General features: G+C 62.5%; 10 protein-coding genes. 9 read left to right on the forward strand and 1 reads right to left on the reverse strand.

What is annotated here, in order from left to right:
• The first annotated feature begins 47 nt into the window (after nt 1-47).
• The 8 genes from DXK50_RS16810 to DXK50_RS16845 all read left to right on the forward strand — a co-directional run bounded on the left by DXK50_RS16810 (nt 48) and on the right by DXK50_RS16845 (nt 10,039).
• Entirely contained in the window at nt 48-4,013 is a 3,966-nt protein-coding gene (locus DXK50_RS16810) for a phage tail length tape measure family protein (RefSeq protein WP_212631113.1), read from the forward strand.
• Nucleotides 4,014-4,035: 22 nt separating this feature from the next.
• Entirely contained in the window at nt 4,036-4,722 is a 687-nt protein-coding gene (locus tag DXK50_RS16815; RefSeq protein ID WP_212631114.1) for a hypothetical protein, read from the forward strand.
• Between the two features lie 107 nt (nt 4,723-4,829).
• Nucleotides 4,830-5,384 (forward strand): hypothetical protein, encoded by a 555-nt coding sequence (locus tag DXK50_RS24995; protein ID WP_249186912.1) that lies wholly within the window; start codon nt 4,830-4,832, stop codon nt 5,382-5,384.
• On the forward strand, nt 5,377-5,610 hold the full coding sequence (locus DXK50_RS16825) for a hypothetical protein (protein WP_212631115.1): 234 nt from the start codon (nt 5,377-5,379) through the stop codon (nt 5,608-5,610). The genes DXK50_RS24995 and DXK50_RS16825 overlap by 8 nt, the downstream gene beginning before the upstream one ends.
• The gene (locus tag DXK50_RS16830) at nt 5,607-5,876 is read left to right on the forward strand and encodes a DUF3077 domain-containing protein (RefSeq protein WP_249186913.1); all 270 of its coding nucleotides are present in this window, start codon (nt 5,607-5,609) and stop codon (nt 5,874-5,876) included. The genes DXK50_RS16825 and DXK50_RS16830 overlap by 4 nt, the downstream gene beginning before the upstream one ends.
• Nucleotides 5,873-8,788, forward strand: coding sequence for a DUF927 domain-containing protein (locus DXK50_RS16835; RefSeq protein ID WP_212631116.1), 2,916 nt, complete (start codon nt 5,873-5,875; stop codon nt 8,786-8,788). Before DXK50_RS16830 ends, DXK50_RS16835 begins: the two co-directional genes overlap by 4 nt.
• Nucleotides 8,789-8,882: 94 nt before the next feature.
• On the forward strand, nt 8,883-9,719 hold the full coding sequence (locus DXK50_RS16840; protein WP_212631117.1) for a coiled-coil domain-containing protein: 837 nt from the start codon (nt 8,883-8,885) through the stop codon (nt 9,717-9,719).
• Complete coding sequence (locus tag DXK50_RS16845; protein WP_212631118.1) at nt 9,716-10,039, forward strand: hypothetical protein; 324 nt, start codon at nt 9,716-9,718, stop codon at nt 10,037-10,039. The genes DXK50_RS16840 and DXK50_RS16845 overlap by 4 nt, the downstream gene beginning before the upstream one ends.
• Nucleotides 10,040-10,500: 461 nt before the next feature.
• Here DXK50_RS16845 and DXK50_RS16850 read toward each other — a convergent pair whose 3' ends face one another.
• On the reverse strand, nt 10,501-11,523 hold the full coding sequence (locus DXK50_RS16850; protein ID WP_212631119.1) for a DUF4238 domain-containing protein: 1,023 nt from the start codon (nt 11,521-11,523) through the stop codon (nt 10,501-10,503).
• 467 nt (nt 11,524-11,990) lie between these two features.
• Here DXK50_RS16850 and DXK50_RS16855 point away from each other — a divergent pair, with 467 nt between their 5' ends.
• Nucleotides 11,991-12,320 (forward strand): four-helix bundle copper-binding protein, encoded by a 330-nt coding sequence (locus DXK50_RS16855; RefSeq protein ID WP_212631120.1) that lies wholly within the window; start codon nt 11,991-11,993, stop codon nt 12,318-12,320.
• The last annotated feature ends 9 nt before the right edge of the window (nt 12,321-12,329 follow it).

Consider the following 12,329-nt stretch of genomic DNA (forward strand, 5'->3'; position numbering starts at 1 on the left):
GTTTCAGGGATCGCCTAATTCAGTTTGTGCTGCGAGGGAAAGATGAGTTGTCGCCGGCTGCGGAAAAGGCCGGCGAGGCCATAGCAGAACTGGCTAAAGAGGCAGATGAGCTAGGTAAGGCTTTAGATACTGCTCAGGCTTCACAAGGCTTTATCCGTGAACTACAGACTGCCGAACGCAACCTGGCGCAAGCCGAGGCGGCGTCTGAGCGGGCGGCAAAACGGATTGAGCAACTGCGCAAAGAACTGGATGAAGCCCCGAAAAGCAAGGGGCTCACGGCCAGTCTGAAAGAGGCTGAGCGCCAGTTCGAGCGGGCAAACAAGGATATCGACTCCCTGCGCCCAACGCTGGCGGACTTGTCCACGGCGTTGAACCTGGCAGGTGTTGATACCAAGCAGCTCGCGGCCGAGGAGAAACGCTTGGCCGAAGAGGCGACCAAGGCCCAGCAGGCGCTCAGGGCGAATGCAGACAAGCGTCGTAGCGTGCGAGCGGACGAAGCGGCGGCCAGCCGTGCGGCTGCCGAGGCAGAGCGGGACGCTGCAACCGCCAGTACCGAACTGGAAGGCAAGAAGAAAGCCGCGGCTGTGGCCGCACGCGAGCTGCTGCAGCGCCAGCGGGAGGGCGCCCAGACCACGGCCGAGCACAGCAACCAGATTGGTATCAGCATCAAGCGCCTGGCTGCCTATGCGGCTGGGCTTTTGGGCGTTGGCCAGGTGCTGGGCAAGCTGCGTGAAGGCATTACGGCGGTGTTCCGCTCGGGCAACGACAACGAACAGGCGCTGGCCCAGCTCAATGCGGCGCTGGCTTCGACCGGCAACGCGGCCGGGCTGACGGCTGAGCAGTTGCAGGATCTGGCCGAGCAGTTGCGCAGCTCGTCGCTGTTCAGCACGGAGCAGATCGTGGCAGCGGAAACCCGGCTGCTGAGTTACACCGACGTGGCGGCCGAGGAGTTTCCCCGGGCGATGCAGATTGTGGTGGATCAAGCCCAGCGTCTGGGCATGAGCATCGAGCAATCTGCCGAGACCGTGGGCAAGGCGTTGCAGTCGCCGGCCGAGGCCATGGCCGCATTGGGCCGCCAAGGCTTCAAGCTGGAAGCCGGCCAGAAAGAGCTACTGCAGCAGTTGGTAGCCACCGGGCGCACGGCCGAGGCGCAAGCGGTGATCATGGACATGCTTGCCGAGAGCTACGGCGGTGCGGCTGCTGCCGCTCGTTTGGATACCGCGACAGGCTTGTGGAAACGCCTCACGGATCAGCTAGGCGATTTCGCCGGGCGTGTGGCTGACAGCGGTTCTTTCGACTACCTCAAGCAGAAGCTGAAAGAGCTGGGTGACTACCTGCAGGCGCTGGCCGATGACGGCACCCTGGATCGCTGGGCCAAGCAAGCCAGCGATGCGCTGGTGAGCCTGGCTCGCAACCTGGAGAACGCCGGCCGCTGGGTGGCGCGCCACTCCACCGAACTCAAGGCCATGGCAGCAGCCTACGCCGCGCTAAAGCTGGCCGGGATGGTCACGGCCATGACCCGTTGGGCGACCTCGGTGCAAGGCGGCGCGCTGCAGATGCGCGCGCTGACGCTGGAAACGAACGCAGCAGCAGCGGCCACTTCCCGTCTTGGTGCTGCCCAGGTGCTCGCGTCCGGTATGGGCAAGATGGGCGCAAGCGTTCTTGGCCTGGCCAAGGGGCTGCTGTCGCTGACTGGGCGCCTGGCCGGTTGGGCGGGTATTGCCATGCTTGCTGCCGACGCCGGCAAACCGCTGGGTGAGATGTTCGCCAAGATGACGCCGGCCGTGAAAGAGGCCGAGGCCAGCATCGAACGACTCAAGCAGCAGATGCGCGAGCAGTACGAAGCGGCCAAGGTGGCGGCGCAAGGGTTGGAAGATGCGGCCGGTGTGCAGTTCAAAAGCTCCAGTGAGCTGCGCCGCGCCAGCGACGAAGAACGGGACGCCTACAGGCAACGGCTGCTTGCCCTGGAGGCCTACCGTAAGGCGCAACTGCGCGTGGCGTTGTTGGGGCGTGAAGTCGGTGCAGCGTCGGCCGATGACCTCAAGCAGGCCCAGCAAGGCCTTGCGGGTGTACAGCGTGAGATGAAGGCCATTGAGAAGGCCGCCGACTTCACGGCGGATGCCTTCAAGGGACGGCTGACCACGGGCGCCCTGGAGCTGGTCGAACAGTTCAACGCCGTGCGGCGCAGTGGCAAGGATGCCGAGGAAGCCCTGGCCGAGCTGGGCAAGAGCTTCGACCCGAGCAACGCCGACCAACTGCGCGATATGGGCGTGCTGCTGCAGTACCTCGGGCAATACGGGGTATTGAGCGGTGAGCAGATCCAGCAGTTTCTGATTGCCAAGCTGGACAAGCTCAGCGGTGAAGACCTGCTGAAAGTGCAGCAGGTGGCGAAAGAAGTCTTCGACGGCCTGGGCCGTGGCGCCGGCGCATTGGGCATGGTGGTTGACGCCAGCCTGGGGCGTGCGCTGCAGAAACTGGGCATCGATCTGGAGGAGGTACACACCGGCTTCGACAAGGCCACCCGCGATACCCTGGAGGCCTTCGGCGAAGTGATCCGCGTGCAGCAGGAGTCCGGGCGCAGTGCGCAGGAGTCGGCCGCTGTGATCGCTGCCGCCTACGTAGCCGCGCGGCAGAAGATCGATGACCCGGCCGCGCTGGAACAGTTGGACGCCGCCTTCAAGGTAGCAGCGCAAACCGCCGGCATGACCGCCACGGAAATCAGCACCAGCATGGCCAAGGCACGGGGCGACGTTGAGAAGGCCTCGGGCGCCATTCGAGATATGGGCGATGCCCTGTCGCGGATCAGCGATGCCAGCAGCACGATGGAGCTGGCCAACATCGGTGTCGCTGCCAGCAAGGCCTTCCACGACGGGCGCATGAGTGCCGAGCAATACGCCAAGGTGCAAGACGCTTTGCGCGACAAGGCACGCGAACTCAAGGGCGCCATCGAGGAGACAGGCGAGGCCGGCGAGCAGGCCGGGGAAAAGCTGCTGCGCTCGCAGGAGATGTACAACGACGCGTTGAAAGACGGGATCGTGACCAATGAGGAGCTGCGGCGAATCTCTGGCCAGCGTATGGAGGAGGAGCGCAAAGGCCTGACGGATCTGCAGGAAAACAGCAAGCGCGATATGTCGGCTATGGAGGGGTTCTTCTCGGGCGTCATGACCCGCGCCCGTGAGCCGCTGGCGAGTATGAGCAGGGCCGCTCTTGAGGCATACGATCGGATGCGCGGCCTCACCACCATGGATATGTCGATTGATACCAGCGGCCTCGACGCGACGCGCGGTTCTCTGGAGAAAGTCACTAAGGCGCTAGGCGAGGTGCAGCAGGCACTATCCAGCCCGCTGACCAGCAGCCTCGGCCGTTGGGCCGCTGAAACACAGCGCGCCAGCCTGCAGACGCAGCAAGCCTTTCTCAGCCAGAAAGCAGCGCTGCAAGGCCTGCTGGAGCGTTACCAGAGCGGTGCGATAGATGCGCGCAAGTTCGTGCAGAGCGCGAATGGCATGCGCCACTCCCTGAGCTTGCTGGATGACTCCGACCTGAGCGGCCTTGAGTCCGCTATCAAGTCGGCAAAAGACCAGATGCAGGCTCTTACCCAATCCACGCAAGGCACGTTGAACAGCCTGATGGATGAGCTGGACGGCCTGCAGGGGCGAACGGAAGACATCGAGCGTCGCCGCTTCCAGAGTCGTCGCCAGGAACTACAGACCCAACTGGCCGAGGCCAATGCCAAGGGAGATGCCCAGGCCATCGCCAACGCCTCAAAGGCACTTGGCCTGCTGCGGCAGATCGAGGACGAAACCGCCCAGAAGCGCCAGCGTGATGAGCAGCAAAAGCGCATTGAGGCCAATACCTCAAGCACGCCCGCTAAGGCCGAGCCAACCGCAACACCCTCCACCGTCGTGCGCTTTGAGTCTCCACGCGGCGGCCCAGCTGTGGACGTGGCGGTGGCAGACGGCGACCAAACGCGCTTGCTCAGCATCCTGGCGGATGCAGGCCTGCGCTCTCTCTGATTCAGATACAGGATCTTTCGCAATGAAAAACAACCGTCACCCCTTCGCGGAACCGTTCTTCGATCCCTACCGGATCGGCTTTGGCCTGTATCGCCCGGACAAACCCAATTGGCGTCAGCGCACCATTGCTGGCGTGAGTTGGGATGGTCGAGCTCGAGAAGCCTACTTCTTCAACCCTGACGGCCTGGCGCTACCCCTCGAGCCACACCCGTGGAACTTGCCGCCGCTGTTGGGACGGTACGTGGTGCGGCAGGAGTTCGCCCACGTGGAGGGCATCGGATTGTTCGCTATGAAGCCTGCCCAACTGAAGGCCATGACCTCGGCCAGGTTGGGGGACTGGGTGACTTATTGGCTGGTGGGGAGTGACGCCCATTACGCCAATGAGGCCGGCACCTGGGCTGAATATGCGGATGCCCGGGCGGTGCAAGCCCGTGAGGATGTCGAGCAGGCAACCAAACTGCAGCCAGAGAGATTCTGGCCGGAGCACTTGCGGCAGCGGTGTGGGATGGATGAGACCGCACGGGCCGATCTTCTCCAACTGCGTGCCGCCCATGTGAAGCACTTGCAGTCTGAGGCTGAGCAGGAGTCTCGCAGCAACAGTGCTGAGGAATACGCCAGCCAGTGCGCATATGACAAGCGGATCAACGCTTGGCTGCGTGGCGAAGCGGGCGGCCCGCCCTTGTTGGCACTGATGCAAGGTGCCGCCTGAACAAACCCAACCCCTGAAACGAGAACGCCCCCGGTTGCAGCCGAGGGCGTTGGAGGTAACGCGCTGTGTTTACTCAATCTATGCCTTGCCTGGGCATCGTGCAAGCGATGCTCGCTCTGCTGACCCTTGCGCAGCCCCAGCGGCCGCGCTACTCTGCGCCCGTCGCTGTCAATCCAGCGGCCGGGTTTGGCGACCCGACTTTCCGAATGGCGCACATGCGCCCCAAGACCATTGCAGGCGCATTTTTTGTGTCCGCAATGTCGTTCTATGGCGGCCGTGCGTGGGAGACCTTCGGGTCTGCCGGCGTCCATTCGGGCCGGTTCGCCAACCTGCGCACGGCTGCCACCCATAATCGTTTGGCGACGGTTTGTGGCAGCTCCTACCGACCGAATGGAGCACCACCCATGAAGCACCCGCACGCCCTCAATCCGTCCAAAATCCGCGCCGCCGCTCACCAGGCGATGGCCCTTGCTGCACTGCGTAGCAAGTCCTCTCTTGCTGTTCGGCTCAACCGCTACAACCACCACCGCGCTATCCAGCGCTCTCTTGAATCCCAGGCCAATGCCTGCGACTGGCTGGAGAGCTTGGAGGGTGACGCCTGGGCCGATGCCTGCGAAGAGATTGCGGCTGCCCTGAAGGCAAAGGAGGTGCGCCATGGATAACCTCGATTCGCGTTGGGAGTTGGATCAATTGAGCCAGCGTGCCGATGGCCTTACCTCGGCCGGCATGGGCTTGGAGGCAATCGGTCGGCTCTTGAATGAAAGCGAGCTGCACGCCGATGACGTTAACGGCTTGCAACAGGCTGTCATGGCGCTGGGCGACTATGTGCGGCGTTGTGGTTACGACCTCTATGCGCAGGCCGAACGCCTGAAAGGCGGTGCCAAATGATGCGCCGTCCTGTGCTGACCAGACGAGAAGGGTTCTGCAAGTTTCCGGACGGTAGCTTGTTCTCTGTGAATGCCGATATGCCGGCAGCGCTTGCTCTGGAGCAAGCATCCAACCTGCTGTCCTGTGTGGAGTCGTTGACGGTGAGCTTGGCCGATGGCACGGCGGGCGGCTCTGAGGTGTTCGCCGTGCAGTACCTGGCTGAGATGGCCAAAGCACTGGTTGATGCCAGCGCGGCCGGCTTGCCGGATGGGGAGGGCGGTCGATGAGCCAGGCAACCAATAATCCGCGCAAGTACCCCACCTTTGCCGAGGTGAAGCGCGCCGCCCTGCAGGCCATTGACCGGGTGCTGTCGCACTGGTTGCCCGGTGGCAAGCGGGTGGACGGCGGCAAGGAATACACCGCACCCAACCCAACGCGGGCCGACAAGCGCATTGGCTCGCTCAAGGTGAGCCTGGCCAAGGGCACTTGGAGCGACTTCGCCACTGGCGACAAGGGCGGCGACCTGATTGACCTGGTGCGCTACCTGGACGGCGGCAGCGAGGTGGACGCTTGCAACAAGCTGGCGGACTTCCTGGGCGTTACGCCAGGCACTGTCAGCGCCAGCGCGCCGGCCAGCAGCAAGCCCAAGGCGCCCGAGTGGTCGCCGGTGCTGCCAATCCCTGATGATGCTATGCGCAAGCTCCCCACGCAGCATGGGAAGAACGGCATACCGTCGAAGGTGTGGATCTACCGCGCCGCCGATGGCCAACCCTTGATGGTGCTGTACCGCTTCGACCTGGGGCCGGATGACAGCGGCACGCCGCGCAAGGTGTTCGCCCCGCTGACCTGGTGCAAGCATTCGGGCAATGGCTCACTGGCCTGGCGCTGGCTGAATCTGCCCGAGCCGCGCCCGCTGCTGCGCCTCGATGAGCTGGCCACCCGAGCAACTGACCCGGTGGTGCTGTGCGAAGGCGAGAAGTCGGCAGATGCTGCCGCCGAGTTGCTGCCCGGCTACGTCGCTACCTGCTGGCCCAACGGCACCAACTCTTGGCAGAAGGCTGACTTCGCGCCACTGGCTGGCCGCCATGTGCTGTTGTGGCCAGACAACGACGCGCCCGGCCTCAAGTGCATGGATGCCCTGGCCGAGCACTTGCGCCAGCTTGGCGCGGCCTCGGTGCGCTCGGTTGCGCTGACGGTGTTCAGCCAGCGCCCCGGCCTCGATGACGACCGGCCCACCTTCGCCCCTGGTGGCGAATGGGCCGAGGGCGACGACGCCGCCGATGCAATGGCCAAGGGCTGGACGGCTGCGCACCTGGCTGAGCTGGAACGTACCGGGGAGCTGTTCGCCCTGGCACCGGCTGCAGCGCCTGCCAGTAAAGGTAAGGGCGGCAAGCCCAGCAGCAAGGGGAGTGCCAGCAGCAAACCGGCGCCAGTCGAGAAGCCTGCGCCGCTGCCGGCCGGCTTCCGCGTCACGGCGGACGGCGTGTTCTATGCCGGCGAGGATGGCGAGGCGCGGCCGGTGTGTTCATGGCTGGAAATTAAGGCGCGCACTCGAGACGGTAACGGCGGGAGCTGGGGTCTGCTGGTGGAGTTCGACGACCCGGACGGCGACAAGAAGCGGCTTAACATCCCAGCCCGGGCCATGGCTGGCGACTTCGGAAAGGAGGTGGTCGCGCCGCTGGTTGATGCAGGCCTGCGCCTGGCTCCCGTGCGTACCGCCCGCAATTCACGCAACGACCTGCAGAGCTACCTGCAGGGCTATGACAGTGCCGAGCGGGCTCGTCTGGTCACACGCCTGGGCTGGCATGGCGATGCCTACCTGCTGCCGGATCGCCAGATAGGGCAGAGCGTAGAGCACCTGCACTTCTACGAAGCCGGGGCACGCCTCCCGCCGATCAGCCAGGCCGGCACCCTGGAACAATGGCGGCAGCAGGTTGGCGCGCTTTGCGTCGGTAACAACCGGCTGGCGTTCGTGTTGTGCGTGGCCTTCGCCGGCCCGCTGCTGCATCTGTTGGGCGCCGAGTCGGGTGGCTTCCACCTCTATGGCGACAGCTCGGGCGGTAAGACCACGCACTTGCAGGTGGCTGCCTCGGTATGGGGTGGCCCCCGATTGGTAATGCCGTGGCGGGCGACGGACAACGCGATGGAGAGCATTGCCGCCGCTTTGTCTGATGCACTGCTGATCCTGGACGAAATTGGCCAGTCAGAGCCACGCATTATCGGCGAGATGATCTATATGCTTGGCAATGGCACCGGCAAGGCTCGTGCCAATGATCGAGGACAGGCCGGCCGACAGGTGCATGAGTGGCGTTTGCTGTTCCTTTCCACCGGGGAGAAGACGCTAGCGCAGCACATGGCCGAGGCACACAAGGAACTGAAAGCAGGGATGGAGGTGCGGCTGCTGGCCGTACCTGCAGACGCTGGCAAGGGCCTCGGGTTGTTCGAGGTGCTGCATGGCTTCGAGGATGCCGCCGCGCTGTCGGATGCGCTCAAGGCCCGGGCGGGCAAGTTCTACGGCACGCCGGCCCTGGCCTTCCTGTCGGCCCTCTGCGAGCCGGGTAAGTTGCGCGGCTATGCGGCCGTGGTGCGCAGTACGGTGGAGCGTTTCACCGCTGAGGCATTGCCGGCTGACGCGAGCGGCCAGGCCCAGCGAGCTGCGGCGCGCTTTGGCCTGGCTGCTGCAGCCGGCGAACTGGCCACGTCGCTGGGCGTCACGGGCTGGCCGGATGGCACGGCCACACACGCGGCCAGGGTGTGCCTGGGCGCCTGGCTCGCTGAGCGGGGCGGGGCTGGCAACCTGGAAGGCGACGCCATTGTGCAGCGCCTGCGCCTGACCATCGAGCGCTATGGAGAAAGCCGGTTTACCCGCTGGGAGAGCGTCGCCGCAAAGGTCGATGACCACAGCCCGCGCACGGTTGACCGTCTCGGCTTCCAGCGCACGGATAGCCATGGCTATGGCGACATTCTCTACACCACCAAGACGTACTACTTCCTGACGACCGCTTGGAGCAACGAAGTCTTCAAGGGCATGAACGCCCGCAACGTGAACAGGGAGCTGGTCGCACGTGGGATTTTGCTGCCCGGCAAGGATGGCAAGGCCGCACAGGTTACGGCGTTGCCCGGCATGGGCAGCACGCGCACCTATGTGGTGAGCAATGCCGCGCTGTTCTCCGAAGACGCAGCACCCGAGGCCGCATAAGCCAGGGCTGCCGCATGCAGGAGAGTGCCGGCCGCCTTCGGGCCTGGCCCGCCCGTGAACGAACAGACCCTATATCGAATTGGAGATACACCCCATGCAAGAGCTAGACGAACTGAAGCAAGAACTGGAATCCCTGACGGCCGAGCACGAGGCACTAGGATTGCGCTATGCCGAGCTGCAGGAGGCCGAGGATGCGGCGCCCAAGAACTGGAACCACCTGGCTATGCCTGTTGGCTCGCCTGAGTTTTATGAAGCTCAGAAGCAGCGTATGGAAGTTGGCGGGCAACAACAGCACGTTGAGAGCCGTATGGCTTGGATCGGGCGCCGTGTTCAGTACCTGGAACAACTGGCGGGCGCGGACGCAGAAATCGGCAAAGCCCAGGAAATTGAGCAGGCCGCCGCACAGCGGGTAGCCAGGATCGGGGAAGGCCTGTCGAGGGTAGTCGGGCAACTGGAGGAGCTGCAGGCAGGAGAGGTGCAGGGCGCCGAGCGCCGGCAACAAGCCGAGCAAGAGGCTGCGCAGGCGCTGGCAGCGGCCACCGCCAGCGGAGATAGCAAGGCACTCAAGGCCGCTCAAGCCGCAATGGAAGCGGTGATTGTCGAAGGCCGCGATGCTCGGGCCAGGCAGGAGGCCAATGCTCCTGTCATCGCGGCACTTGAGGCCGAGGCGGAAGCACAGCGCCAGCAGCTTACTGCAGCGCAGGGCGAGCAGAAGAAAGCGGCCTTCGCGGTCAACGCGGCCCAGCGCTTGAAGAAGGGGGCGGAATGGGATCAGGCAGTGAGCGTACTTGCTGGGATTGGTGCTGATCTTGTCGCGCTGGGTGTTGGCTATCCGTTGACCTATCTGAAGGTGCCGACCTTTGCACCTGGCGGCGGCGGGGATGTCACTCTGTACTCCTTGCAACTGCAGCACCAACAGGCTGCGGCATGAGCAGCAACTACCGCCGCGACCTCAGCCGCAGACTTCACAACGGCTTTGAGACCGTACAAGGTCTGCCGGTTATCTGGCAGGTGGTGTGTTGGGATGCGGTGAACGATGGGGCGAGCCATGCAATGGTTCGCCCCCTCTCCACCGAGGCCCTGGCGAACTGGGCAAAGGGCGTGCTCTCCAACCATTACCCAGGCCGCACCTATGAGGTTAACTGCTACCCGTTGGCCAAGCCCGTCGAGACTGCACAGTTAACCACTTTCGAGTCCTGGGCAATGGATGAGGTCAAACGGCTGGAGCTGGCGCAACGTCAAGCCGGCTAGGCCCAGCTCTGTCCGCCTTGTTATCCGCCGCTGGTGTAACCGATGCCAGCGGCTTTTTTATTGCCTTGGGCATTACACCAATGGCGTGTTTTATCGATGGTGTAAGGCATGAGTGGCAAAGGTGTAATGTGGCTGAAAGCCCCGTCAATACTGGCTTTCAGAAACTAAGTTACACCTCTTACACCCATTACACCGGAATCTTTGGTATGTGGGATTGCGCGCCCCCGCCCCCGCTTGGGTGGATGCCGCCAGCGGCCTAAGACTATGCGCCGGGTTCCTCTTGATAGGCATAGGCGCCCGCCATATCAGGCCGGGGGCCCCTGCAATGGAAAGCCAGTCACGGGTAATTCGAGCCCCGTTCTCGCGGTAGTGGGTGGGGGTGGAAGTTAGTTAACAGGCAACTGGTGTGAACCCGTGGTTAACCATGAAGCCGCTTCATGTTGTAACCCTCTCTAGGTGGTTTAGGCCATTAACTCGACTTCAGCCTGCCTCTGTTCCTCGTGCCAGTTCTGCCAGGTTTGCCTCTCTTGTCGACAAGCCTCTGGGCTTACCACCCGTGGGCGTAACAAGTGGATGTCGCTTGGCTCCGTCGCAAAGATGTATCTATCTGCATGTTCGATGATGAGCCTGCGCATCAGCAGGGCGGTTTTCTCGTCGAGAACCGTACCGCGGGGCCAGGGGTGTTTACCTATGCAGGTGTACATCAGATGCTTAGGGCTCAGCGGCAGGATGATGTCCCCCTTTCTTCGGCCCCACCCGCCTTTGAAGTCGTACTCTTTCTCGTTGACGAAGTTGAGACAAATGACAGGGTTGTCCGATGTTGGCCAGGTCATGCCCTCAGGGGCGTGGAGTATTGTCCAATGATGCCGAGGCAATCTGGTCAACGTGCTTGAAAGGATGTGGCGCACCTGCCACAACCATAAGCGGCGCCCGATGATTGTCTGGGTCTCTATAACGCCTGAACCATCCGCCTGTTGCTTGATCGCGACTTTTAGCGGTAAGGGATTGGTCGAATCTGTTTCGGCGATCGGCGGCCGAGTCCCTGCGGAATATGCCTTTTCTAGCTTTACAAGAGAGTGTTCAACCGTTTCGGTCATTAGTGATTGGAGGCTGTCTGCTTGTCGAGTAAGAAAGGCCCTCAGGCTGGCCGGCGTGCGCACCTTTTGAGCTACGGCAAAGCGGACTAGGTTCGCCCAGTGTTCGGGGCGTAACCTTTCCTCCTGAGCTACTCGACGGATGGCATCTACCGCTGGACTTTCAAACTCCCGGTCAAGCCACCGCTCAAACTCATCTGTGTCGCCCTGGCCAGCAAAGTAGGTGTACAGATGCTGGTGGTAGGCAATACCTGCCAGAGAGTGCTCCTTCCAGAGAGGGCATCTCTCGTGGGGGACCAACAGCCGATAGGTCAGGATCTTGCCCTGATGTGCCCACTGCTTGAGATACAGCTCAGGCACATAGTGATTGTCTCTGCGCAACTGCTGCATGAAGGCTTCCCTGCTTGGGCTATGTCGATTGCCGCCAGAATAGGTCTGCGGGGATTTGGCGGCTAGGCCAGCTTGGTGAGAAGGGTGGTTTAGATTTTAGGAATACGTTTAGGGATATGAGGTAGTAGATATCCGCTATAGAACCCTGTTAAACGTGGCCTGCATGGGGGTTGTTCTAGTCCGGCTTCGGCACCAGTCAATGCGTGACCTTCGGCGAAAGGTCGCAGCATGTTTCGCAAAGCCAGAAAATTTTCCGCAATTTAGCGGGACGGGGTGATCCTCTTGTTCCCGCGATCTCTGATGAGTTCGATTTTCCAGACAGTGGTTGGCCGTTGGAATGCCGCACGCGCTGCCGGGAAAACTGCCTGAACCCTATTCCGTTGACCTGAGTCCACTGCAGACATCGTCTCGCGCCAGCGTTTTTGGCTGCGCGAATCTATCAGCCAATTTTTAATTGGAGAACGATCATGCATAACGCTCGTTTCGAATCCTGCATCAAGGCCTGCCTGGACTGTGCAGTAGCCTGCGACTATTGCTTCAGCGCCTGTCTGGAGGAATCACAGGTGCAGATGATGGCGCGCTGCATACGCCTGGACCGCGAATGCTCAGAGATTTGTCGCCTCGCCGCATCGCTGATGGCTAGCGGCAGCGACTCGGCGCAGGCGCTTTGCAAGGTCTGTGCAGAAATTTGCAGGCAATGCGGGGAAGAATGTGCCAAGCACGAGGCTGAGCATTGCCAGCAATGCGCCAAGGCCTGTATGCACTGTGCCGAGCAGTGCAGCCAGATGGCTGCCTGATACAGCGAG

The organism is Pseudomonas sp. KB-10 (genome assembly GCF_018221585.1).
In the GTDB taxonomy this organism is placed as follows: Bacteria; Pseudomonadota; Gammaproteobacteria; order Pseudomonadales; family Pseudomonadaceae; genus Aquipseudomonas; species Aquipseudomonas yangonensis.